Origin of the sequence: Sphingobacterium sp. JUb56 (assembly GCF_014191365.1) — a bacterium.
Taxonomy (GTDB): Bacteria; Bacteroidota; Bacteroidia; order Sphingobacteriales; family Sphingobacteriaceae; genus Sphingobacterium; species Sphingobacterium anhuiense.
The window spans coordinates 219,726-245,516 of the sequence record NZ_JACHWL010000002.1 but is presented as its reverse complement, the minus strand read 5'-3'; the positions used below and the strand labels follow the sequence as shown (position 1 = coordinate 245,516).

Sequence of the window (25,791 nt, the reverse complement as noted above, 5' to 3'; positions counted from 1 at the left end):
TTCTAATCTGTTCCTTGATCTTTGAGATCATAGATCTCATTGAGTTCACGTTCTAGATATTTTCCTAAACGATGATATCCAGAATCTTTAATAACATAGTCATCTTCGATTCGTATACCACCAAAGTCAAGGTGCTTATTGAGCAGATCATAATTAATAAATTCGTGATGCAAATTTTGCTGTGCCCACATTTGAGTGAGTTCAGGTATGATATAGATACCGGGTTCTACTGTCACTACGTTACCTGCCTCTAATTTTTTTCCTAATCGTAAGGATTTTATACCGAAGGTTTTGGTGTCTTTTGGCTCGTCTGCGGTGTATCCCACATATTGTTCGCCAAGATCTTCCATATCGTGTACATCTAGTCCTAGCATATGACCCAAACCACATTGGAAGAATAAAGCATGTGCATGTGCCGCAACAGCATCTTGCGCATTTCCTTTCATGAAACCAATTTGGATTAATCCTTCAGCAAGTGCTTCGCAGGCTTTTAAATGGATGTTTTTAAAAGCAACTCCTGGCTTTAATGCTGCTTCAGCAGTTTTAAAAGCATTTAAAACAACAGCATATAATTCTTCTTGTAGCGGGTTAAATCTTTTTCCTACAGGAAATGAACGTGTTAAATCTGATGCATATCCTAGCGCAGTTTCAACACCAGAGTCATTTAGCAATATATCACCAGCTTTTATTTTATGATATTGGATATGATTGTGTAATATCTCTCCATGTTTGGTCACAATGGGAGGGTATGAAAATGACATTTGTCTATTTTGTGCAAGATGTTGAATAGCATTACTGATTTCATACTCATGCATACCCGGCCTTGTCATTTTGATTGCTAGACGATGCATATCCACAGCTACGTCCACCGCTTTTTCTAATTCTGCGATCTCTTCTGTTGCTTTTATATTGCGCTGTGTTACGACGGCTTGGATCATTTCGACAGATGGTTTGATCTGGTCAATGGATAAGCCTAATACATGTTGAAGTAATAACTTGTTGTGTGCTTGATAAGGTGGTAGGTAACGTACCTGATTACTATTTTTAAGCACTTTTTCCAAATACGGCTGGAGTTCATGAAAAGGTCGAATTGCTGCGATTCCTACCCATTGCGCTTTTTCTCTTAAAGTCTGTTGTTGACCCATCCATACAATATCATCAATGGTCATTTCATCACCAAATAAAAGAGTTTCTCCGGCATCGATATCGACAACAGCCGCTAATTTCGGACTCTTGATCCCGAAATAATATAAAAAACTACTGTCTTGACGGAAAGGATAGGTATTGTGTTCAAAATTGATAGGATTTTCAATGTTTCCTAAAAAAAGGAGAACACCTGATGAAAATTTAGAGCTTAGTTCTCTTCTTCTGTGGACGTATATTTCTTTTTCAAACATGATGGAATGCTTTTTAATAAAGTATAAATTTATGAAAATAGACTTGAACAAAAACATGTAAGACACCTATTTTTCTGATTGTGCTATTTTACGGTTGTTAAATGTTAAAAATCGGTTGGTATGTTAACCTATCGTTGCTTTAATTTTATCCTTTTAAACTTAATACTGCTTTCATTTTTCTTTAATATGTAGATCATTACTTTGCGCCAAATCGCTTAGCATGATGAAACCATACTCATTAAAATTATTTAAGAAAAGTACCCAAATGACACTCTGTGTAGCACTTCTATATGCTGTGCAGACAGAAGTGGTTTGGGCAAACAAAATTGCTTCTGTTTCACCTGTTGGAATAGTAATGGATCAAGAACTCATTAAAGGAGTAATTCGTGATCAGCAAGGTAATCCTGTAGACGGGGGAACCATCATAAACGAAGCCAATAAACAAAGTACAAGGACAGAATTTAATGGGAATTTTTCTATTAAGGGAAAAGTTGGAGATCGACTTCGAATTTCTTCGTTGGGGTATAAGACTCAATTTGTAGAGATCAGAAACGCTACTCTAGAGATAACCTTGGAAAAAGATGCATCAAAATTAGATGAAGTAGTTGTAACAGCTATTGGTATCAAGCAACAGAAAAAACAAATTGGATATGCAACACAAGAGGTGAAGGTCGATGTCTTAAAAGAGTCGAAAACCATGAACATCGGTACAGCGCTAACAGGGCAGGTATCAGGTTTGATTGTAAATAATCCTACGGGGATCTTCCAAGCACCCTCTTTTCAATTGCGTGGAAAACCCCCATTGATCGTGGTTGATGGTATTCCTGTGGAAACAGATTTTTTTGATATACCAAGTCAAAATATTGAGAACATCAATGTGTTGAAAGGTACAGCTGCTTCATCACTTTACGGTTTACGAGGTAAGGATGGGGCCATATTAATTACTACAAAAAGTGCTAAAAATGAAGGCTTAGAGTTTTCTTTTGGTACCACCAACATGTTTTCTGCAGGATTTACCGTTTTTCCTGAATCACAAAAGGAATTTGGAAGTGGATCAAATGGAAAATACGAATTTTGGGATGGAGCAGACGGGGGTATTTCTGATGGTGATATGGCTTGGGGTCCAAAGCTAAATGCAGGACTTAAAGTACCGCAATGGAATAGTCCGATCCGAGATAAGGTTACAGGTGAAGTAACACCATGGTGGGGCGACGTAAAAGGTACAAAATACGACGATAAATCACGCTATGAAAGAATACCAACAGATTGGGTGTCACACGATAACTTGGAAGACTTCTTAGGAACAGGATTGATTACAGAAAATAATGCTACGGTATCTTACCGCTCTGAAAAAGTAAGCATATTTGGTTCTGGAAAATATGCCTTTCAAAAAGGGCAGGTGCCGAATACAAAATTGACGACCGGAGGTCTGAATTTAAACACATCTTTTCGTTTTAGACCGGAAGTGCAGTTGGATTTGAATCTTTCTTATAATAAAGTTAAATCACCTAATTATCCTCGGTATAACTATGGTCCCAAAAATCATATGTATACCATTTTATTGTGGATGGGTAATGATGTCAATGGCAAAGAGCTTAACGAACATCATTATATTCCTGGTCAAGAAGGATATCGTCAAGCAAATTATAATTATGCATGGTATAATAATCCTTATTTCGCAGCGTACGAACTTAATCAAATATATGACCAGGACGTGTTGCAAGGTCAGACAGCATTAACTTGGAAAGTAGCACCCGATTTTACAATAAAAGGTCGTGCTTCTGCCAGACAAAAAAATGTTTTTCAGGATATGCAAAGCCCTAAGTCTTATATGAACTATGGTGATTCAAGAAATGGAGATTATAAAAACTGGGATAGTAATCAGTTAAATTTTGATGCTGATGTTTTGGCAACTTACAATAAGGAGTTCTCAGATCAATTTGGGCTTACCGTCAATGCGGGTGCTTCAACTTTCAAAAAAACATACCGTCAGTTATATCAAACGACCGATGGATTAGTAGTACCTTTTATATACAGCTTAGGGAATACGCAAGGACCTGTTAAAGCAGAAAGTGCATTTAGTGAAAAAATAGTCAGAAGTGCGTATGCTACTGTAAATTTTAATTTATTTAAATCAACATATCTTAATTTATCAGGACGTAATGACTGGTCATCTACCTTTTCAAAAGAAAACCAATCCTTTTTCTATCCTTCTGTATCACTAAGTTCCGTAGTGTCGGACTACTTTAAACTACCGGAACAAATTGATTTTATTAAACTATATAGTTCTTGGGCATCAGTTTCATCCGATTTAGATCCGTATAGCATTTTAGCGACTTATAAGAAAGATGTAACTTATGGTTCTACACCTTCAGTGACTTATCCTGCAGGAATTGTGAATCCTAATATCTTACCACAGCAATCTAATTCTTTAGAAATAGGTGCCGCATTTGCATTATTTAAAAATAGATTATCAGCAGATGTAACATATTATGAGGTTATTGATAAAAACCAAATCATTGATTTAAGTATTTCTGCAGCTTCAGCTTTCACATCCCGTAAAGTTAATGCAAACAAGTTTCGCACTAAAGGTTTAGAGATCTCTTTAACCGGTAATATTATAAAACAACAAGAGTTCTCATGGACCTCAACAGTTAATTGGTCGAGAGCAGTAAAGAGACTGGAAGAGATTTATAAAGACCAGGTTAAAATGGGTAACTTAAAAATTGGTGATCGTGCCGATAGCTACTATGCAACAGTCTGGGAGAAATCAGCTGATGGACAATTGGTCCTTAATGCCAATACAGGTATGCCAATTCGTAATCCGTTTCCCCAGTATCTAGGATACTTTCAACCCGATTGGCAATTTGGTTTTGCGAACAGATTTAAGGTTAAAGATTTTACGGTCAATATAGATATCGACGGATCAATTGGAGGGGTTATGAATTCGACTACTATTGAAAAGATGTGGTGGGGAGGAAAACACCCTTCTTCAGTATTGTACAGACAAGAAGAATATGATGCTGGAAAACCTATTTATGTACCTGAAGGTGTTGTTGTAACCGGTGGTGAGCTGACTAGAGATGTTAATGGTAATATTACCTCTGATACACGTACCTATGCTCAAAACAGCAGAGCAGTAGATTGGCAGGCATGGAGTCAAAATTACCCTTATCAAGCTCGTGTCTCAGAAGCCGAAAACAAACTATTTGCCAATGTATTTGATCGTTCATTTGTCAAACTACGTCGAGTATCGATTGGCTATGATGTTAATAAACTATTTAAATTGAAGCATCTGAAAACATTAGACGCGTCTGTATTTGGTTACAACTTAGCCATGTGGAAAAAAGTACCATACCTAGATCCAGATTTTGGAGTGGGGAATGACGGTAATCTGCAAGATCCATCTACACGATATATTGGTTTATCTCTTGATTTTAAATTTTAAACAATTCTATAAGATGAAACTTGTTTTCAAACATATAATACTAGGGTTTGGTCTGCTTACTGTAATAGGATTGCAGTCATGTAAAAAATTGACAGATGTCAATATTAATCCAAATGAAGCATCTACAACACATCCGCAGGCGCTATTGACAAAAGTTGAATGGGATGCCTTTAGGACTTGGCATGGAACTTCGCCTTTATATGCATTAAAAATGATTGTGCAAACAGATGGTGAAAATGCCAACCAAATTTATAACTGGCAACGTGGTAGTTTTGAGCAGTATAGTTTTTTGCGTAATATCACTAAAATGACTGAGGAGGCAGAAAAGATCAGTGATAATAATTATCAAGCTTTAGCCAAATTTTTTAGGGCATATTATTTTTATAACTTAACCTTGACTTTTGGCGATATTCCATACGCTGAAGCTGCAAAAGGAGAAAGTTCTGAAATGTTTCTGCCGAAGTATGACACACAAAAAGAAGTTTTTGTTGGAATCTTAAAGGAGTTAGAAGAAGCAAATACTTTATTGAAATCAAATACCAATCCGATTAATGGAGATATTATTTATGGGGGAAATTCTGATAAGTGGCGAAAGCTGATCAATTCATTTCGATTAAAAGTATTACTTACTTTATCCCGTAAAAGTGCAGACTTTCCTATAGATATTAAATCAGAGTTTGCAAAGATTTATAAAGGAGAGACTTTGATCGCTGATGCCACAGGATCAGAGGACGGACAATTAATCTTTTTAAATCAAGAAGGTAATCGCTATCCCGAATTTAATTCAAGTGGTTATGGATCGGGTATGTATATGGACTCCACTTTTATTCAACGATTGCAGGATCATAAAGATCCACGTTTATTTGTTTTGGCCACACAAACACGTTTAGGAAAAGAGGCGGGTAAGGCACTTGATGATTTTAGTTCATATGAAGGCGGGGATCCTATCGTACCTTATGCAGAAGTCAATGAAAAAGCTGTAAAAGGGAAACTATCGAAGGTGCACGAACGCTTTTACAAAGATCCAACTGCCGAACCATTGGTTCTGATAGGCTATTCAGAACTACAATTTATAATAGCGGAGGCAATAGTAAGAGGATGGATTACAGGAAATGAGAAAGATTGTTATGTGAATGGTATTAAGGCATCTTTTAAATTTTATGAGAATTATGCTAAAAATTTAAATACCTACGTTGATGCATCACGTTTAGAAAGTTATTTGTCACAAAAAATGGTTAATTTGGATAACGCAAAAACTTCGGAAGAAAAACTGGAACGTATCCTTATGCAAAAATATTTACGCTCTTTTCATCAAGGAGGCTATACAGCATATTTTGATCATTTAAGAACGGGTTATCCAAGTTTGCTTAAAGCCGATAACGTAAAAATTGCTTACCGTTGGATGTATCCTCAAGACGAATACAATAATAATACGGTACAAGTCTCTGAAGCGATTAAACGTCAATTTGCAGGCAATGATAATATAAACTTACAGACCTGGTGGTTGAAATAATGGAATCTAGAAGACAATTTATAAAAAAAGCGTCAGCATTAGCTGGCGCTACAGCAGTCGTTAATTGGTTACCTGAATCAATTCAACGCGCATTAGCTATTGAAGCACCGTTGGGATCGACCTATATGGACGCAGAGCATATTGTCTTTTTAATGCAAGAGAACCGCTCATTTGATCATTGCTTTGGTACACTCAAAGGGGTGCGCGGTTTTAATGACCCTCGAGCACTAAAACTACCTAACGGTCTTCCTGTTTGGATACAAGGAAATAAAAAAGGAGAATATTTTGCACCTTTTCATTTAGATATTGTTAATAGTAAATCCACTTGGATGGGTTCTTTGCCACATGGTTGGCGAGATATGGTAGCCGCGCGTAATGATGGCCGGATGGACAATTGGCTGGAAGCAAAAAGTTCAGGTATTAAAGATTATAAAGCTATGCCGCTTACGATGGGCTATTATAATCGGGCAGATTTACCTTTCTATTATGCATTTGCCGATGCTTTTACTGTCTGTGATCAACATTTTTGCTCTTCTCTGACAGGGACAAGCGCTAATCGCTCCTATTTTTGGACAGGAACAGTGCGCGAAAATCCACGTGACCCTGAATCAACCGCCCATGTGGATAATGGCCAAATCAATTACAAAGATGTAAGTTGGAAATCTTATCCAGAACGGTTAGAAGAATCTGGAGTATCTTGGAAGGTATATCAAAACGAACTGAGTATCCCTGTCGGATTTGAAGGTGAGGAAGAAGACTGGTTGGCTAACTTTACAGATAATAATCTGGAATTTCACAAACAATATGGTGTCCGCTATCACCCTGCGCACCGTACCTGGATGGAATACAAATTGAAACAGCTAGAAAAAGATGTAATCGGTTTAAAAGACTCAGTCGAAGAATCTAAGTTAAAAAAGCAAATTGAAGATCTAAAACAAGATTTACAGCGCTTTTCAAAACAGAATTTCGAAAAGTTATCCGATCTACATCAGGCCATTCATAAAAAAGCTTTTGTAACTAATATTGGTGATCCTGATTATCACCGGGTAGAAAAATTAGTTTACAAAGATAGCCAGGGTAAGCAGGAAGTTGATGTACCTGCTGGAGATGTGTTTTATCAATTTCGTAAAGATGTTAAAGAGAGGAACTTACCTACAGTGTCGTGGTTGGTAGCCCCATGTCGTTTTTCTGACCATCCTGGGTCGCCTTGGTATGGAGCTTGGTATGTTTCGGAAGCATTAGATATTTTGACAAAGGATCCTGAGGTCTGGAAAAAAACAATCTTTATATTGACGTATGATGAAAATGATGGATATTTCGATCATATTTCTCCATTTGTCCCACCTTTGGAAGGTAATAAAGATTCCGGAAAGACTGCTGTAGGTATCCATACGGCAGATGAATATGTTACTAAAGAACAGGAGCGGAGAAGAACAGGGAAAACCGATTCGGAACTGGAAAGCCCGATAGGACTAGGGTTTCGAGTTCCATTAGTGATTGCTTCACCTTGGTCTAAAGGCGGATGGGTAAATTCGGAAGTTTTCGATCATACCTCTTGTTTACAGTTCTTGGAACAATTTCTACTTCAGAAAACAGGAAAAGATATCAAAGAAACAAATATTTCCTCATGGAGAAGATTGGTATGTGGAGATTTAAATTCTGTATTTCGTAAAGTAACAGATACTTCCCTTGATTCTTTAGTTCCTGTTAATCGGGATCAGTATGTGGAGCGTATTTATAGTGCACGTGCAAAGAAATTACCAACAGAATTTGTACAGATCGCACCTTCAGAATTGGATGAAATTCGTAAAAAAGGTTTACCAACATCAACAAAAGCTATACAGGAGAAAGGTATCAAACCAGCATGTGCATTGCCATATGCATTGGAAGTCAATGCAGAGTTGGAACATAATAGTTTTGAAATTACTTTTGAAACTAAAGTTCCTGTTAAATCGAAGAAAAAAATTGGAGTTCCTTTTCAGGTTAGATCCCAAATGGCTTATGGAAAAGTAGGTGCAGGTCAGGTTTGGAATTTTGCGGTTAAAGAAAATGAACCTTTGAGGTATGCTTGGCATATGGATCAATTAAAGGGCGATAGTATCGAAATGGAGCTACATGGTCCTAACGGCTTTTTCCGAATGTTCAAGTTGCATAAAGAAAAGCCACATGCCATCATTGTTAAACAATATCACAAAAAAAACACGATAGCATTGGAACTGAAAAAGATTAATAAAGGACACAGTTATTTGATTAAAGATCGGAATTATGGTTGCTTTGAGCCTTTTTCGCTAGATCAATCTTTTTCAGGTACCAAAATACTTGACTTCAGCAAAAGCCATGGATGGTATGATCTTGAGATAACTTGTAAAGAAGATCCAGAATTTTGTTTTGTATTTGCTGGGCATATTGAAAATGGGATGCCAAGTAAGACTGATCCCTTAATGGGAGATGTAATTAATCATTCTTAGGTCGACCAATATATAATGTAGATCGTTGGTTTTTTTAAGGTTCATAAAAAAAGCACACTTCATAGGTGCGCTTTTTTATCTGGCGACAAGATGACGAAATTCAAACAGCTTATGGGTTAAATACCAGCATCATGTACACAGCAAATAGAGCCAAATGAATAATACCTAAAATAGGAGTAGTTCTTTTCCCTAAAAAGCTGATTAAGCTTAGTAAGAGTGTCATTGTAAATAAAACAGTTTCTGTACCAGTTAATCCAAATAGAACTAATTTTCCTTTTAGTAATCCTACTAGCAGTACAGCGGGAACCGTTAAACCTACAGTCGAAACAAAAGCACCATGACATAAGTTGATACTTCTTTGAAATTCGTTATTACGAGCTGCTTTAACCGCTGTAATAGATTCCGGGGTAAATACAATGATAGCAATAAGAATACCACCCAATGCTATTGGAAGTTTTGCGGTAGCAATACCATAATCAACCACCACTGCCATTTGATGTGATAGCAATACTATTGGTAGAATCATTAAAATAAGAAGGGCTGAACGAATCCATATTTCCTTTTTATCCTGAGATTTTGGGGCATCTTTATTAACAGAATTTTGTATCTGGCTAGGATATTGGATTTCAAGATTTCCTTTTGCCGGTTGTATGTATAAGTGACTATATCCTTTTAATTGATAGTAAAGAAATGCGATGTATACAAGTATAATTAAAGTTGAAATGAATATCGCTTGTAAAGTCGTAAATGCGCCATTGCCTGCTCCTTGAATAAAATTAGGAAGTAATAATGAAGTTGCTCCAAGTATTACAATCATTGAAAAATAAGACAGTGTTCCCTGAGCATTATATTCTTGTTCTTTATATTTGGCACTGCCAAGTAAAATGCAAAGTCCTACCACAAGATTCATGATAATCATCATGACAGAAAAGATTGAATCCTTTCCGATTGTTGGAGATTCTGCTGGACCAAGCATAACAGCAGCAATCAAAACCACTTCGATCGTAACGATTGAAAGTGTAAGAATAAGTGTACCAAAAGGTTCTCCTAACTTATGTGCAAGCTCGTCCGCTTCTTTTACAACACCAAAAGAAGCGGTTAAAATTGTAGCCAAAAGAATGATAAATATGGTGATTGCCGATACAGGAGAAAATGTTGTTTTAAAAATCTGTTGATCAAATAGCATTAAACAGATGACAATAATCCAGATGGTGATTAATCGGATTATTGTTTTTGTACTCAGTATTGTTTTCATATTGTTTCCGTATATAAATTACTGATACAAATATCTTTACTAAAAGTGGTATTAATTTTAACATTTGATAAAAACTATATGTAACGTAATTTTTTTGTTTTAGTGATAGATGCGCGATTTCTAGTTTAGGAAGAGTATTTCTTATTATATTCAAGCCTGTATTCGTAATTTTTTTGTGTTGATTCGGAGTTACTAGATTCAATAATTGATATTTTTAGTATATTCGTTTTGATAACTATAATAAAAAATCTAAATCTTTGTTACAATTCTTTAAAAAATGTTAAGAAATCATTTAAAATATAGTGTTCTCTTTTGTTTATTGGGAGCAAGTGTAAGTTCATGTCAAACGACAGATCAAAAAAAAGAAACAGAAGTAGAACATAATCCTGCAAAACAAGTCGTACCTGAAAGAGCTAAAGATTTGATCGGTCGTTGGGATTTGAATGTGGATAAAGATGGAAAAGTAGTACCATCTTGGATTGAAGTAAAACTATCTGGATTTAACACATTGGTAGGAAGTTATGTTGGTGACAGTGGCAGTGCTCGCCCTGTTTCTCATGTAAAGCTTGAGGATGGAAAATTTTCATTTGCTATTCCGCCACAATGGGAAGGTGGAGAAGGTGATTTTGTGATTGCAGGTGAATTGACGGCTACGGGTATTAAAGGGACCGTGACGACTAATAAAGGTGTTAGCTATAACTTTACAGGTGAAAAAGCACCTTATTTAAATCGTACAGGAACTGTTCAATGGGGAGAGGCTATTGAGCTTTTTAATGGTAAAGATTTGACAGGTTGGAAAACGATTGGTGGCGAGAATAACTGGTCGGTAAAAGAGGGTATCTTGACGAATGCAAAGGCGGGTGCTAATTTGGTAACAGATCAAAAATTTGAAGATTTTAAATTAGAAGCAGAATTTCGATATACAACCGGTGGTAATTCTGGTATTTATTTAAGAGGAAGATACGAATTGCAAATTGAAGACAGTCCAAAGGATCAACATCCAGGAAGTCTCTATTTTGGCGGTATCTATGGCTTTCTAGCTCCAAATGAAATGGCTACATTAGGACCAGATCAATGGCAGAAGTATGAGGTTACATTGGTTGGAAGATTGGTGACTATTGTCGCAAATGGTAAGACGATTATTAATAATCAAGAAATACCAGGAATAACAGGTGGTGCGTTAGATAGTAAAGAAGGTGAACCAGGACCTATATATTTACAAGGAGATCATGCTCCGGTTGAATTTAGAAAAATAAAGATCACACCAGCTAAGAAATAATAACAATACAAATAAAAAAGCCTCTTTCTACTGAAGGAGGCTTTTAATTTTATAAGATGATTTTTACAAATTGACCACTTGGATCGAACAATAAATCGATATCATTTGTCAGTTCGACTTCAAATCCAGCAGTAACTTTATCGATGGCGCTGATTTGTGCAGTTTTATAATTTGTATCCACGTAGCTGACTATAGTAGTTGAGATAAAACCCGTTGGAATAGCGGTATCATTGTCAGATTCTACTTCTTTCCAATTACCTTCTTGATCAAAATCAACTTCGATTCCATTGGCTAACTCCACACTGTAAGCTGTTTTATTTGTTGCAGTAGGAGTTTGTTTCTCTGTTTTCCGAATTGTTATACCTTTAAAATAAGTATCAAGAAAACTGACCGCCGCTGCAGGTAATTCGGTGTTTGGGACTTGATGATCATCATCTTTGTCACATGATACCACGATGAATGCAAGAGCAAGTAAGGCTGTAAATGTTAAAATTAGTTTTTTCATATTTTAATTCTATTAATCATCTATTTTAGTAAACTGCCCTTTTTTATTAAACTCCAATTCAAGACCATTTGAAATTTCAACTTCAAATTTACGGCTTGACTTTTTGATTTTTACAATGTGGGTATTAGGAAAACTTTTTGTAACATAATTTTGAATTGATTTTGGTACAAATTTTAAAGGAATAGCGTTATTGTGACCATCTACTTCTTCCCAATTTCCCGATTTATCAAATTCTATTTTTGTACCATTATTTAAAATCACTTGGTATTCTTTTGAAAGTAGATTTTCTTTTTCTTCAATTGTACTTGTGATCTGATTGCTGGCAAAATTGTTTTTAATAAATGTTTGTGCATTTGCAGGTAATTGATTGCTGTTAATCACCTTTTTTTGTGCATAACTAACTGTCGATAATGCTACTAAAGCAACGATCGCCATTGTTTTAATTTTGTTCATAATATTTCCTCCTATTTATTTATATAACAAAGTTCCCATACAATTTGGTAAAGAATTAGGAATTATAGCTTTTGTATCTTAAAAATATGAAAATTATTTAAGTATGAGTAATTTATGCTGATGGTCTTATTTGTCTCTATGATTGTTTTAACTATAGAAAGACCTAATCCATTTGAATTGATTGCAGTATTTTCTTTGTGAAATCGATCAAAAATATTTTCTGCTTGTAGTGCAGTGTTTTTGCCTGAATTTGCAATTGTAAAGAAATCCTTATGAATATCGATTTTTATAAATCCATTTTTTGATTTATTATAGTTGATAGCATTACGGAGTAAATTGGAAATTAATATCTTTACCAGATCCACATTGAAATCAGCGGAGAACTTTCCATGCTCAAGAACTTCTAAAGTGATTCCCCTAAATTCAATCAAGTCTGCTAACTCTTCACACGCTTCGTGAATCACGCTATTAAAATCCACTGTTTGCGTAGCATCAAATTGATTGTTTTCAATGCGAGATAGCATTAGTAATGCCTTATTTAATTTAATCATACGTTCTAAAGCTTCTTTAGTTTCACTGATCGTGATTAAATGATGCTCTGCCAGTTGTTCATCTTCTAGCAGTAATTCTAGTTTATTACTACTGATCGCTAAAGGCGTCTGTAACTCATGGGAAGCATTTTCAATAAACAGTTTTTGTTGCTGGAATATTTTTTCATTGCGATCAAGCATTTTATCGATTTCGGTATCCAATAGAATAAATTCGCTAACATTACTGGTGATCGGTACAACTGTTTTTATTTTCCCAAACTGGTAGCGCTCTAACTTGTTAAGAATTTGATAAAAAGGCTTAAAAGCACGGTGAAATACAAGGGTGTTGAGTAAAAATATACTCACAATAATCAAGATGTATAGTATTATCAAAGCAGTTGCCAGATCATATTTTAGTTCATCTTCTTCTACGGTTGAAGTTCGAATTTCCAGTTGATACAGCTGTTTGTCCTTACCATAGAAGTAAGTATTTAAAATTCGATAAGGCTCCATATCTTCATCATATGGCATGTATATGAGATCGTTTTTGAAAATATTTTTTTCATCCTTGTTTACTTGCACATCAGATTTGGTGATTTTAAACTGATTAATACCAAATGTATCCGTTTTTAGAATAGATTCATCTTGGTATGCAGCACGAATAATTTCAATTTTTTGATTCTTTAAGCCGTCGTCTACATTATCATACACTTCTTCTGTGATGTATGCATAAAATAATGTTGCCCACACCGCAATTACAATCAAAATCATGATTGTAATGTATCTTATAGTGTAATTCTTGAGCGACTTTTTCATTAAAATATCTGGTTTTAAATAATGGTAATAGTAGTTAGTGGCAATATTAAAGATCACTTCACCAGTTTTTGAAGCTCTTCAAACAATCGTGAATATATTTTTAGATCTTGGCCATTATTGCCTTGTGGGTCATTAAATCAATTTGTAACCTATACCATAAACAGCCTGGATATCGATATCAGCATGATTATCTTTTAATTTTTTTCTTAAATTTTTTATTTGTGAATAAATAAAGTCTAAACTGTCAACCTGATCAATATGATCACCCCAAATTGACTCTGCTAAGCTATTTTTTTGAATAAGCTTAGTTGGCCTGATAATAAAATAATAGAGTAAATCAAACTCTTTCCGGTTGAGAATCACCGGTTTGTTGTTAATCTGTATGCTTCTGTCTGTTGTGTTTACTGCAATATTTTTATACGTAATGATATCATCACCATGTTGATTCTTTCTGCGTATAATCGATTTGATCCGTGCATGCAATTCTGCCAAATGAAAAGGTTTGGCTAAATAGTCATCAGCACCTAGCTCTAAACCTTTTACTTTATCGTCTACAGAATCTTTGGCCGACAGGATGATGATCGATTCTTCTTTTCCAATTTCTTTAATCTTTTCTAAGAGTTGCAATCCAGAACCTCCGGGTAACATGATATCGAGTAAAATACAATCATATGAATAAATTGATATTTTCTCTAATGCGCTATTGTAATCAAAAGCTTGTTCAACAAGGTATTTTTCAGCTTCTAAAGATTGCATGATAACCTGGCTCAAGGCAACTTCATCTTCGATTAGTAATATTTTCATATCTTTTAATTAGCTAACAAAGTTAATTCCGAAATTAGGAAAGACTTAGGAATTAAAGTCCAATAACAACTACGACAATATCATCATTATGATAAGCAGGATGAAAATGGGAAATTGCTCTTTGATTTTTATAAATCATCAATTCATCATAGACCATTTTTTTCAGAATTCCTTTACCTTTTCCATGTACAAATTTTATTTCAGGCATATCCCAATATATTGCAGCATCCAACATATCGCGCATGTAGATGAGAGACTCATTGGCTAATTCATCTGGTGTATAATCCTGCCAGTCGTATAGAAAGGCTTCAGCATGTAAATCTATTTGTACAGGAGGTTTTTTCATGTAAATCTTTTTGCAAAGGTACAAAAGTAAGATTAACAGGCTACAAATAAAGTTCAAGGAGCTTTACTTAACGTCGACAGCTGAATGGAGTCGGTCATACCATTTTTTGATAGTCGCAGCTTCCTCATAAGACTCTTTTTCAGCATGAGTAAGCATAATATCCTGTATTTGTATTATTAGATCATTATGGTCCTGAAAAATACCATTGCTGTCACGATAGTCATTAATTATTTCGAGCAAATGATTAAGCGATTTCATCTTGTGATATAAAATATGATGCTTTTCACCAATTTGATCTGCAATTTCTTCATACGCTACGCTAGAGTCATTCGTTTGGTTACGTGCCTTATTATAGAGCTGGCCGTAACCAGCAAGACGATGATTAAGATCATAAATCGTGCTTTCAAGATCTTCAATGAGTACAATGAGATTTTCTTGAATTTCAAAATCTTTTGATACGATTGACATAATACCCCTTTTTGTATGAATATAATTAAAATTTTGATCATTTTAAATTACAATAGTGTAAAACAAAAAAAACGAAATAAAGTTTTTTTGTTTTGCATCGAGCTTTTTATATCACCCATACAGCTAGTTTAAAGAAGTTTTAGTGTATATTATTAGTTTATTGTACCTTTGTTAGGTAAATAAGATTAGAGGCTGTTACAGGACTCTACATCTACCTAATGGTTGAGTATAATTGGGATTTTGTACTTAATATAGAAGGGAGGAAGTTCAAATTGATCTTTCTCCCTTTTTATTCGAAAACTTCAGAAAAGATTATTGTATATTAAATTAATGGGAAAAGAAATCACTATAAACGGGTATCAATTGGAAATTTGTTCCAATTCACCTCAATCTGCATTGTTTGCTGCGCAAGGTGGGGCTACGCGGATCGAATTTTGTCAAAATTTGGAAAATGGCGGCATCACACCTTCTTACGGTCAGATCGTTCAAGCAAGAAAGTTGATCGATATTGGAATACATGTCCTCATACGTCCAAGAGGAGGTGATTTTGTTTATTCCGATTTAGAGTTTGATGAGATGATGGCTGATGTACAGTTTTGTAAAGAGGCTGGCTGTGATGGTGTGGTGATAGGAGTAATGAAGAGCGATGCAACAGTTGATATTGAACGAACGAAAGCCCTTGTCGATGCTGCAAGACCTATGCATGTAACCTTTCATCGCGCATTTGATAAGTGCGCTGATCCACTGTCTTCGTTAGCTATTTTAATCGAATTGGGAATTGATCGTTTATTGACCTCAGGATTGCAAAATAAAGCCGTGGATGGAGTTGAATTACTTAAAGAATTGGTCAAATATGCGGAAGGAAAAATTGTTATTATGCCTGGTGCAGGAGTGGATAGTAATAACATTGAAATGATCTTAAAGACAACTGGAACGACTGCTATACATAGTTCCGCGAAAGAAACAGTTTTTTCACAAATGTCTTATGATAGAAGTGAAGTGGAAGGTATGAATGAACCGATCTATCGTACATCAAAAGAAAAAGTCCACCAATTGGTAGACATCCTTAAAAAACAATAGCGTTGTAATTTACAACGCTATTGTTCCTAATATTTTTTAACCTATTTAGCTTCTAAAACTAATTGGTTTAAGATAGCATCGTTTTTAACGATTTGATTTGATTTCTTCATTTTAGATCTTGAACCAAGTTCAACATTACTACCTAAACTTAAGAACTGAACTTCAACACGTGAAGTAGTTTTATTTCTTCTATCTTTTCTTTTTAAACGTGTAACTCCCATTTTGATAAATTTTTTTATTGTTCAATAAAACGAGGTCGGAAGCGGATTCGAACCGCTGTAGGAGGTTTTGCAGACCTCAGCCTAGCCACTCGGCCATCCGACCCTATTTGTTCCCCTAGGGGAATGCAAAAGTAAAATTAATATTTGGATTAAAAAAGACTATTGTGCAATTATTTTTTAAAATAATCATTATCAAGCTGTTTTGTTTTTTGTATTTTTTTTTGATACTCCGCGTTTCAGAAAGACTGTAGCAAGAAACAGGTCCTTGTCTATTTTATTGTACAGTAATCTTGACTTTTGTTTTTTTAATATATGTCTGAATATTAGTGGTTTATCCATTTGGCGTGTAACTTGCATTGTTTGTGAAAACACTAATAACATAATAGAGCGATGAAAAAATTATTATTATCAACTACTGCAGCAGTATTACTTTCTGTTGGTGCATATGCACAAGGAGGATTAGGATACGGAGTTAAAGCAGGTGTCAATCTTCCTTCTTACAGTTACGGAGGAAGTGACCTTTCTGATTCAAAATCCACTGTTAACTTTCATGTTACTGGTTATTTAGATGCACCTGTTACGAGCAACTTTTATATTCAACCAGGAGTTTCTTTACAAGGAAAAGGAGCTAAGTTTGCAGATTATAAAATTGGTGAAAATACATATGAAGTGAAACAAAATACAATGTGGTTAGAAGTACCAGTGAATTTTGTATTGAAATTTCCAACTGCTGGAGAAGGTAAATTCTTTGTTGGAGCTGGTCCATATGTATCATTTGGTTTAAGCGGAAAAAATAAATATGAAGCTAAATCAGGAAGTGGAAGTACATCTGTTAGCGATGATTTCAAATTTGGTAAAGATGAAACTCTTAAAGGTACAGACTTTGGTGTGAATTTTTTAGCAGGATATCAATTGGGTAGTGGAATATCTATTAATGCAGGTTATGGCTTAGGTTTAACTAACATTGCTGGATCTAAATTTATTGGAAAAGGAGATGTTAAAAACCGTGTTTGGTCAATAGGCCTCGGATTCGGAATTTAATTAAAAGGATTAAGATTCTAATTAAATCTTTTAAAATTAAACCCTTGCTTTTTGAGCAGGGGTTTTTTATTGTCAACTAAAACTTTACATTAGTAGTATTGTTTGACAATTACAATTAGATGATACTATGACAAAATTCCTGGGCTTACCATTTTACGTCAAATTAGCTTGTACGCTAATTTCCATTGTTATTTTAGGTTATCTCGCAAAGATAGGGGATACAATATTAGTCCCCTTTATACTAGGGCTGCTTTTAGCATTGTTGCTCGTTCCCGTAAGTAATTTTTTTGAGAGAAAATTGAAATTTCCTCGCACTCTTGCTGGAATTATTACCGTTCTACTTTTTTTTGGCCTTTTAGGATTTGGATTTTACATGCTTGCTTCACAATTATCGATGATTAAGGAAGATTGGCCAGCTTTTAAGGAACAAATATTAGTGGGATTTCATAATGTGCAGATCTGGGTTACGGATCGCTTTGGCGTTATGCATAACGAACAAATGGATATCCTTAATAAGACGGCAACTAAGTCACTTGATAGCGGTACGCTCTTACTGGGAACAGCTTTGTTATCTTTATCTTCTCTCTTGATACTGTTTGTGTTTACTTTCCTTTACACTTTCTTTCTACTTATCTATCGTAGTCACATCGTGCGATTTCTGTTATTGTTAAATCATCAAGAACATCACAATATCGTTATGGATGTCGTTGGCCAAGTGCAGTATGTAGTAAAAAAATATTTGATTGGTTTATTGCTACAGATGCTGATCGTGTCTACATTGGTATTTGCAGCTTTGAGTATCATTGGAGTGAAATATAGTTTACTGTTAGCTATTATCACGGGCGTGTTTAATGTGCTTCCCTATATTGGTATTTTCACGTCTATGTTAGTAATTGCACTACTTACTTTTGCGACGACCTCCTTTACACATGTACTGATTGTGACTGGAGCACTTATTATTATACATCTTATTGATAGTAATTTTATTGTTCCAAAGGTAGTTGGCTCAAAAGTAAAAGTAAATTCTTTATTTGCGATGATGGCGATAATCGTAGGAGAGTTGATATGGGGGATTTCAGGTATGTTCTTAGCAATTCCTATATTAGCTATCTGCAAAATTGTGATGGACCGTGTAAAAGAATTGAAGCCATGGGGCTACTTGCTTGGAGAAGAAGATCATAAAGATTCCACTATACGTAATACAATAAGTTCTAAGAAGTAACAATAAATTAGTTTTTTTGGAGTATTTCAGCGTAAAGCCATGATTTGGAATTGACTTAAAAGTCATTGTGATTTAAATACTGTATTTGAGCTTAAAGCTTGTTTTTTCTTCAAGTCACACCTATGTTAGGAATTATATAAATTATTCATTACAAGGCTCCATAAGTAGTAAAAAGCAGCATATAAAAAAGGCTTCTAATTTAACATTAGAAGCCTTTCTTGTTTTCAATCAGTGCAATTCTATCACACTTTGATTTCTACTTCAACACCTGAAGGTAATTCAAGTTTCATCAATGCATCAACAGTTTTAGAGTTAGATGAATAAATATCTAACAATCTCTTGTATGAACATAATTGGAATTGCTCACGCGCTTTTTTGTTAACGTGTGGAGAACGTAAAACTGTATAGATTTTTTTCTCAGTAGGTAATGGAATAGGACCACTAACAACTGCACCTGTAGGTTTTACTGTTTTTACGATTTTCTCAGCTGATTTGTCAACTAAATTGTAATCGTATGATTTCAATTTGATTCTGATTCTTTGGCTCATTTTTGTTTTTGTTTAAAATGATCTCCCGTTAGAGCTATTATCAACAGGAGATCGGTTTACTTTATATTAGAAAGGATTATTCTCCTTTTAATTTACCTTTTGCTTTTGCAACAACTTCTTCAGTTACGTTACGTGGAGCTTCTTCGAAGTGATCAAATTCCATAGTAGAAGTTGCACGACCTGAAGTGATAGTACGCAATTGTGTTACGTAACCAAACATTTCCGAAAGTGGAACTAATGCTTTAATTACTTGAGCACCATTACGGCTATCTAAACCTTGCATTAAACCACGACGACGGTTTAAGTCACCCATTACATCACCCATGTTTTCTTCTGGTGTTAAAACCTCTATTTTCATAATTGGTTCCATTAAGACAGGAGAACATTTTGGCAATGCTTCACGGTATGCTGAACGAGCAGCTAATTCAAACGATAATGAATCTGAATCGACAGCGTGGAATGAACCATCAATCAAACGAACTTTCATTCCTGATAATGGGAATCCTGCTAATACACCATTTTTCATTGAAGTTTCAAATCCTTTTTGAACTGAAGGGATAAATTCTTTTGGAATTTTACCACCAACAATTTCATTTACGAATTGAAGAGGAGATTTAGTTAAATCGTAGTCAGCATCAGCTGGAGAAATAACAACTTTAATGTCCGCAAATTTACCACGACCACCTGATTGTTTTTTGAATACCTCACGGTGTTCTGTAGTTCCATTGATAGACTCTTTGTACGATACTTGAGGAGCACCTTGGTTAACCTCAACTTTGAACTCACGTTTCAAACGATCGATCAAGATCTCTAAGTGAAGCTCACCCATACCAGAGATAACTGTTTGACCAGTTTCTTCGTCAGTTTTTACTACGAATGTAGGATCTTCTTCAGCTAATTTACCAAGACCAATACCTAATCTATCGATGTCAGCTTGAGTTTTAGGCTCAATCGCTAATCCGATAACTGGCTCTGGGAAGTTCATTGACTCTAACACGATAGGGTGTTTTTCATCACATAAAGTATCACCAGTTTTGATGTCTTTGAAACCAACAACAGCACCAATATCACCAGCCTCGATGAAAGGGATAGGGTTTTGTTTGTTAGCGTGCATTTGGAAGATACGAGAGATACGCTCTTTGTTACCTGAACGAGTGTTCAATACATAAGAACCTGCATCTAACTTACCTGAATAAGCACGGATGAAACACAAACGACCTACGAAAGGGTCAGTTGCAATTTTGAAACCTAATGCTGCGAAAGGCTCGTTAACATCTGGTTTACGTAATAATTCTTCACCTGTATCTGGATGAGTACCTTTAACACCTTCTGAATCCATTGGAGAAGGCAATAATTCCATTACTAAATCCAACATAGTTTGAACACCTTTGTTTTTGAAAGATGAACCACAAACCATAGGAACGATAGAGTTATCCAATACTGCTGCACGTAAAGCATTTAAGATTTCACGCTCAGTTAATGAATTAGGATCTTCGAAGAATTTTTCCATCAAAGACTCATCATAACCCGCAACAGCTTCTAATAAACGCTCACGGTATTCAGCAACCTCTTCCAACATATCTTCTGGAATAGGAACTTCTGTAAACGTCATACCTTTATCATGCTCGTTCCAAACAATACCACGGTTGTTAATTAAATCAACAACACCAGTAAAAGTATCTTCAGCGCCGATAGGTAATTGCAAAGCAACTGCTTCAGAACCTAACATTGATTTTACTTGACCAACAACTTTTAAGAAATCAGCACCAGAACGGTCCATTTTGTTAACGAAACCGATACGTGGAACGGCATAGTTATCAGCTAATCTCCAGTTAGTTTCTGATTGAGGCTCAACACCATCAACTGCAGAAAATAAGAATACTAATCCGTCTAATACACGTAATGAACGGTTTACTTCAACCGTAAAATCTACGTGACCTGGAGTATCGATAACGTTTACTTGGTATTTGTTACCACGGTACTGCCAGAAAACTGTAGTAGCTGCAGAAGTAATCGTGATACCACGCTCAGCCTCTTGCTCCATCCAGTCCATTGTTGAAGCACCTTCGTGCACTTCACCAAGTTTATGATTAACTCCTGAGTAGTAAAGAATACGCTCAGTTGTAGTTGTTTTACCAGCATCGATGTGAGCAGCGATACCAATATTTCTAGTGAATTTTAAATCTCTTGCCATAATATTTTTAAGCATTAGCCCAGATGGAGCTAAATATTTTTCTGTCTAAATAAGTACACCGATCCTGATAAAAGAATGAACGTTTACCAAAGATCGGTGTAATCATATTTTTGTGTGTAAGTTCAAAACTAGAATCTGAAGTGTGAGAACGCTTTGTTAGCTTCAGCCATTTTGTGCGTATCTTCTTTCTTCTTAACAGCAGCACCTTCACCTTTAGAAGCTGAAATGATTTCTCCTGCTAATTTTTCAAACATTGTTTTCTCACCACGTCTGCGTGAATATGAAATTAACCATTTCATACCCAAAGCAATTTTACGCTCAGGACGAACTTCCATAGGAACTTGGAAGTTAGCACCACCAACACGACGAGATTTAACCTCTACAGCTGGCATAACGTTGTTTAAAGCTTTTTTCCAAGCTTCTAAACCGCTTTCGCTAGTTTTTTGCTCTACTAATTCAATTGCATTGTAAAAAATTTCGTATGCTGTAGATTTTTTACCATCGTACATCATATTGTTTACAAAGCGTGTTACCTGAGTGTCGTTAAACTTTGGATCAGGTAAAATGATTCTCTTTTTTGGTTTTGATTTTCTCATTTTTCTTTCCTCCGTTTAATTATTTCTTTTTACCTTTTGCTGGCGCAGCCGCTGCTTGTCCTGGTTTAGGACGTTTAGTTCCGTATTTAGAACGACGTTGGTTACGACCTGCTACACCTGAAGTATCTAATGCACCACGGATAATGTGGTAACGTACACCTGGTAAATCTTTAACACGACCACCACGAATCAAAACGATTGAGTGCTCTTGTAAATTGTGACCTTCTCCTGGGATGTAAGCGTTAACCTCTTTACCGTTTGTTAAACGTACACGAGCTACTTTACGCATTGCTGAGTTTGGTTTTTTAGGGGTAGTAGTATATACACGTGTACATACACCTCTTCGCTGTGGACATGAGTCCAACGCTGGTGACTTACTCTTGTCAACCAGAGCTACTCTACCTTTTCTAACTAATTGTTGAATAGTAGGCATTTACCTGATTTTGTTATTTAATTTTATTCTTAAATTATTATAAGTTCGCAAAGATAACCATTTTATTGTTAAATCGAAATGTCCAGTCAATTAGTTTTCCACATTTTGCTTGAAAATCTTAGAGTTAGCTGTTAGATTAGTTTTTTTTGTAATAAGTAACGAACAACTTGATCAGCTCCATATTTCGATAAATGATCGTCATCATGCATGTAGGGATCTTGACCATTGTATTTAATTATTTCAGGTAAATTGTAAATATCAATGTAAATATCTTCTGGAATAAAGGTTTTTAGATAAGTGTTGATATGTGCAGATCGGGATTCAACGTAGTTTTCTTCTTTTACACTTTTATTTTTTATCTGTAGAGCCAAAATATTTGGAAAGATGATAGAATAACTAGGGGTCTGTCCGATCATTTTAAGCGGAATACCATTTTCTTTGAAATATTGAATTACTTGCTGAAGTTTTATTTTTAAGGTTTCATCTGGATATTGTTGCGAGCCCCAAAAACCAACAAGTATCACTTCATCAATTTTTTTCGTATTTTCTGGTATAAATTTTTGATACATATAGTCGATCAGTTCGCAAGATGCCTTTGGCCCTTTGGTGTCCAAAAGTGGATAAGTGGTGGATACGGTTGCTTGTAAAAGATTGATATTTTGTTTTTCTAATTGCTCTTTTAAACTCTGTCCGAAAACACCCGCATGACTATCCCCTAGTAAAAGAATATTCTTTTTGTTTGGAATGATAGTGGCACAGCTTTCAAAATTATATTGCTTAAATGTATTGTCTATATCCAGATGGCATATGCCTTTTCTGAATTGTGAAGCAAGTCTGTTTTTTCTGTAATTGGTGTTATAGTTCGTCAGGTAATCAATTTCTTTGTTTATTTGTAATCGATTATAAGGAAATAACATCATAATTCCTGTTAGCAACCCAACAGCGATGGTAGCAGCTATTGTAAATGGTAGTTGATCAAATTTCTTATTGATCTCGATGAAATAATAGGAAATACTTGCACAGAGTAAAGATAGTGTGAGGATGGGAATGATAATAAGAGGTTGATTCAATCCAAGATAAATGGCGAATACATAAATTGGCCAATGCCATAGATATAAAGAATAGGATAGTTTCGCTACCCATTGTATTGGTTTAATGGATAAAAAATTGAAATCGCACTGTGCTATAATGATACCAAAGGTCGCAATGACAGGAATAAGTGTATAATAGGAAGGCCAGCTTATATTTTGTTCGTTAAATAAATAGATACTAACAATTAAAATAGCATATCCCGTAATTGCAACTACTTTTCTGAAGAGCTTGGGTATCGACTTTTGAGTATAAGACTCTCCTAAAAATGCAAGTCCCCCAATTAACATTTCCCATGCCCGAGTCGGGAACATATAAAAACTGAAGGATTGATCTGTATTATTGAAATATAAGTTCAGACCTAATGACAGCATAATCAAAAAGATGAAAAAGCTAACAAACCTTATTTTATTGTTCGAGTAAAGACTTTTAAAAGGGAATAAGAGGGCAGGGTATAAAAGGTAAAATTGCCATTCGACCGATAATGACCATGTGTGCAAAAGGATGTTATTTTGAGAGGCAACATCAAAATATCCACTATTTAAATAATATTCAATATTGGAACTAAAGATTATGCTGAAAAATGCATTATTTCCAAGTTGCTGTAAGTCTTTTGGAAGTAATATAAAACTCCCAATAATAGACACACCTACAAGAAGAAACAAAAGTGCAGGAATAATGCGTGTTATACGTTTAGTGTAGAATTGCTTAAAAGAAAAGTTGCTATTCTCAAAGCCCTTTAAAATAATTCGGGTCATTAAGTAGCCAGAGATGACGAAAAAAATATCCACACCACTAAAGCCACCATCAAAATAGGGTACTTTGAAATGAAAAAAAATTACTGCCAGTACCGCTAAAGCACGTAATGCCCCTATATCATTTCTAAATTTCATTTTTAAAGTAACTTGTAAACTGCAAATCTGAACAAAATAATTTATTTCACCTATTAAATTTTGTTCCATTTTATTTTTTAGACAATATCATAAAACATGAAATTGCGTTCATGTTTTTATGATATTTTTGTATCGTTTATCAAAATAGAAAGTATCAATATGAAAAAAATCATCCTGCTTACGCTGACTCTGTTGTGTTCTAAAGTATATAGTCAGACATTTGAAGTAGTGCCTTTGGGAGTTTATGGAGGAGATCATGAAGATAATCTATCTTCATACTTGATTGGTAAGTATAAGGCAAATGCGTATTTAGCGCTAGATGCCGGTACTATAAATGCTGGAATTCGAAAAGCAATAACCTTAAAAACATTTGAGGCTCCAGCAGGCAGGGTATTGCGAGATTATATCAAAGGGTACTTCATCTCGCACGGACATCTTGATCATCTGGCAGGGATGATAATCAATTCTCCCTCAGATGCTGCAAAAAATATTTACGCAACAGCAGCAATGATAGATGTATTGAAAGCGCATTATTTTATAAACGATACATGGGCTAATTTTGCTAATGAAGGTGATTTACCCATACGGAAATATCAATATAAACGTTTAAAAATTGGTCAGATCGATACGGTAACAAATACCGGAATGACTATTCAGGCTTTTGATTTAAGCCATGTGAACCCGATGAAGAGTTCAGCAGTTTTAGTAACTATAGGCGACAGTTCTATCGTATACCTAGGAGATACAGGAGCAGACCGTGTGGAAAAGGTCACAAATCTTGAAAATTTATGGCAATCTATAGCACCCATAATTAAATCACGACGATTGAAAGCTTTAATGATTGAAGTTTCATTTCCTAATGCTCAACCAGAAAAATCACTTTTTGGACATTTAACACCTCAACTTTTAAACCAGGAATTGGGAAAGCTAGCAAGTTTTACCGGAAGAGATATGGTACAAGGTTTAAATGTTATTGTTACCCATATGAAGCCTGTTTCCGATAATGTTGACACGATTAAACGGCAATTGCTGGAAAATAATTCTAATAAAGTTAATTTTATTTTTCCGGAGCAAGGAAAACGAATGGTTTTTTAAAATATACTATTAATGATGGCTATGTTTTTTTCAATTGAATGTCAATTTTTGTGTTTTACCTAAAAAAAAGTGAATTTTTCTACTTAGATTTAAGAAT

The 25,791-nt window shown here is 35.1% G+C and carries 22 protein-coding genes and 1 tRNA gene; 8 read left to right on the top strand and 15 right to left on the bottom strand.

The window, feature by feature from the left end:
- Positions 1 to 2 precede the first annotated feature (2 nt).
- On the bottom strand, positions 3 to 1,397 hold the full coding sequence (locus FHR29_RS20565; RefSeq protein ID WP_183916974.1) for an aminopeptidase P family protein: 1,395 nt from the start codon (positions 1,395 to 1,397) through the stop codon (positions 3 to 5).
- Between the two features lie 220 nt (positions 1,398 to 1,617).
- Here FHR29_RS20565 and FHR29_RS20560 point away from each other — a divergent pair, with 220 nt between their 5' ends.
- Genes FHR29_RS20560 through FHR29_RS20550 form a run of 3 tightly spaced genes read left to right on the top strand, consistent with a single transcriptional unit; the run spans position 1,618 to position 8,826 of the window.
- Complete coding sequence (locus tag FHR29_RS20560) at positions 1,618 to 4,845, top strand: SusC/RagA family TonB-linked outer membrane protein (protein ID WP_221197904.1); 3,228 nt, start codon at positions 1,618 to 1,620, stop codon at positions 4,843 to 4,845.
- A 13-nt stretch (positions 4,846 to 4,858) separates the two neighbouring features.
- A complete protein-coding gene (locus FHR29_RS20555) occupies positions 4,859 to 6,358 on the top strand; it encodes a SusD/RagB family nutrient-binding outer membrane lipoprotein (RefSeq protein ID WP_183916972.1) in 1,500 nt (499 codons plus the stop codon).
- Positions 6,358 to 8,826, top strand: a complete 2,469-nt coding sequence (locus tag FHR29_RS20550) for a phosphocholine-specific phospholipase C (RefSeq protein ID WP_183916970.1) — start codon at positions 6,358 to 6,360, stop codon at positions 8,824 to 8,826. The genes FHR29_RS20555 and FHR29_RS20550 overlap by 1 nt, the downstream gene beginning before the upstream one ends.
- Positions 8,827 to 8,935: 109 nt before the next feature.
- On the opposite strand, the gene FHR29_RS20545 is transcribed toward FHR29_RS20550, so the two are convergent.
- Positions 8,936 to 10,081, bottom strand: coding sequence for a calcium:proton antiporter (locus FHR29_RS20545; protein WP_183916967.1), 1,146 nt, complete (start codon positions 10,079 to 10,081; stop codon positions 8,936 to 8,938).
- Between the two features lie 277 nt (positions 10,082 to 10,358).
- Here FHR29_RS20545 and FHR29_RS20540 point away from each other — a divergent pair, with 277 nt between their 5' ends.
- A complete protein-coding gene (locus tag FHR29_RS20540; RefSeq protein WP_132842795.1) occupies positions 10,359 to 11,360 on the top strand; it encodes a DUF1080 domain-containing protein in 1,002 nt (333 codons plus the stop codon).
- A gap of 49 nt (positions 11,361 to 11,409) precedes the next feature.
- Here FHR29_RS20540 and FHR29_RS20535 read toward each other — a convergent pair whose 3' ends face one another.
- The 6 genes from FHR29_RS20535 to FHR29_RS20510 all read right to left on the bottom strand — a co-directional run bounded on the left by FHR29_RS20535 (position 11,410) and on the right by FHR29_RS20510 (position 15,282).
- Positions 11,410 to 11,865 carry a PepSY-like domain-containing protein gene (locus tag FHR29_RS20535; protein WP_021188495.1) on the bottom strand — a complete coding sequence of 152 codons (456 nt, stop codon included), beginning with the start codon at positions 11,863 to 11,865 and terminating at the stop codon, positions 11,410 to 11,412.
- Positions 11,866 to 11,877: 12 nt separating this feature from the next.
- Entirely contained in the window at positions 11,878 to 12,318 is a 441-nt protein-coding gene (locus tag FHR29_RS20530; protein WP_021188494.1) for a PepSY-like domain-containing protein, read from the bottom strand.
- Between the two features lie 62 nt (positions 12,319 to 12,380).
- A complete protein-coding gene (locus FHR29_RS20525) occupies positions 12,381 to 13,664 on the bottom strand; it encodes a HAMP domain-containing sensor histidine kinase (RefSeq protein ID WP_183916965.1) in 1,284 nt (427 codons plus the stop codon).
- Positions 13,665 to 13,796: 132 nt separating this feature from the next.
- A complete protein-coding gene (locus tag FHR29_RS20520; RefSeq protein ID WP_021188493.1) occupies positions 13,797 to 14,468 on the bottom strand; it encodes a response regulator transcription factor in 672 nt (223 codons plus the stop codon).
- A gap of 52 nt (positions 14,469 to 14,520) precedes the next feature.
- Positions 14,521 to 14,814: a Smr/MutS family protein gene (locus tag FHR29_RS20515; RefSeq protein ID WP_132770842.1), complete on the bottom strand. Its 294-nt coding sequence runs from the start codon at positions 14,812 to 14,814 to the stop codon at positions 14,521 to 14,523.
- A 63-nt stretch (positions 14,815 to 14,877) separates the two neighbouring features.
- Positions 14,878 to 15,282, bottom strand: coding sequence for a hypothetical protein (locus FHR29_RS20510; RefSeq protein ID WP_021188490.1), 405 nt, complete (start codon positions 15,280 to 15,282; stop codon positions 14,878 to 14,880).
- A gap of 330 nt (positions 15,283 to 15,612) precedes the next feature.
- Here FHR29_RS20510 and FHR29_RS20505 point away from each other — a divergent pair, with 330 nt between their 5' ends.
- Complete coding sequence (locus FHR29_RS20505) at positions 15,613 to 16,362, top strand: copper homeostasis protein CutC (protein WP_132842790.1); 750 nt, start codon at positions 15,613 to 15,615, stop codon at positions 16,360 to 16,362.
- Between the two features lie 41 nt (positions 16,363 to 16,403).
- Here FHR29_RS20505 and FHR29_RS20500 read toward each other — a convergent pair whose 3' ends face one another.
- Positions 16,404 to 16,583: a hypothetical protein gene (locus tag FHR29_RS20500; RefSeq protein ID WP_021188488.1), complete on the bottom strand. Its 180-nt coding sequence runs from the start codon at positions 16,581 to 16,583 to the stop codon at positions 16,404 to 16,406.
- A gap of 32 nt (positions 16,584 to 16,615) precedes the next feature.
- A tRNA-Cys gene (locus tag FHR29_RS20495) sits at positions 16,616 to 16,686 on the bottom strand.
- A 287-nt stretch (positions 16,687 to 16,973) separates the two neighbouring features.
- Between FHR29_RS20495 and FHR29_RS20490 the strand changes: the two genes are divergently transcribed.
- Together FHR29_RS20490 and FHR29_RS20485 are read left to right on the top strand one after the other, a co-directional pair.
- Positions 16,974 to 17,624 carry a porin family protein gene (locus FHR29_RS20490; protein ID WP_132842788.1) on the top strand — a complete coding sequence of 217 codons (651 nt, stop codon included), beginning with the start codon at positions 16,974 to 16,976 and terminating at the stop codon, positions 17,622 to 17,624.
- A gap of 127 nt (positions 17,625 to 17,751) precedes the next feature.
- Positions 17,752 to 18,846 (top strand): AI-2E family transporter, encoded by a 1,095-nt coding sequence (locus FHR29_RS20485; protein WP_183916963.1) that lies wholly within the window; start codon positions 17,752 to 17,754, stop codon positions 18,844 to 18,846.
- Positions 18,847 to 19,088: 242 nt separating this feature from the next.
- On the opposite strand, the gene rpsJ is transcribed toward FHR29_RS20485, so the two are convergent.
- The 5 genes from rpsJ to FHR29_RS20460 all read right to left on the bottom strand — a co-directional run bounded on the left by rpsJ (position 19,089) and on the right by FHR29_RS20460 (position 24,599).
- Positions 19,089 to 19,394, bottom strand: a complete 306-nt coding sequence (gene rpsJ / locus FHR29_RS20480; protein WP_013667229.1) for a 30S ribosomal protein S10 — start codon at positions 19,392 to 19,394, stop codon at positions 19,089 to 19,091.
- 76 nt (positions 19,395 to 19,470) lie between these two features.
- Positions 19,471 to 21,588: an elongation factor G gene (gene fusA / locus FHR29_RS20475; RefSeq protein WP_031287331.1), complete on the bottom strand. Its 2,118-nt coding sequence runs from the start codon at positions 21,586 to 21,588 to the stop codon at positions 19,471 to 19,473.
- Positions 21,589 to 21,716: 128 nt separating this feature from the next.
- Complete coding sequence (gene rpsG / locus FHR29_RS20470) at positions 21,717 to 22,184, bottom strand: 30S ribosomal protein S7 (RefSeq protein ID WP_021188484.1); 468 nt, start codon at positions 22,182 to 22,184, stop codon at positions 21,717 to 21,719.
- A 19-nt stretch (positions 22,185 to 22,203) separates the two neighbouring features.
- Positions 22,204 to 22,617 carry a 30S ribosomal protein S12 gene (rpsL, locus tag FHR29_RS20465; protein WP_002993550.1) on the bottom strand — a complete coding sequence of 138 codons (414 nt, stop codon included), beginning with the start codon at positions 22,615 to 22,617 and terminating at the stop codon, positions 22,204 to 22,206.
- Positions 22,618 to 22,748: 131 nt separating this feature from the next.
- On the bottom strand, positions 22,749 to 24,599 hold the full coding sequence (locus FHR29_RS20460) for an acyltransferase family protein (RefSeq protein WP_183916961.1): 1,851 nt from the start codon (positions 24,597 to 24,599) through the stop codon (positions 22,749 to 22,751).
- Between the two features lie 159 nt (positions 24,600 to 24,758).
- Between FHR29_RS20460 and FHR29_RS20455 the strand changes: the two genes are divergently transcribed.
- On the top strand, positions 24,759 to 25,694 hold the full coding sequence (locus tag FHR29_RS20455; protein ID WP_183916959.1) for an MBL fold metallo-hydrolase: 936 nt from the start codon (positions 24,759 to 24,761) through the stop codon (positions 25,692 to 25,694).
- Positions 25,695 to 25,791: the final 97 nt, after the last annotated feature.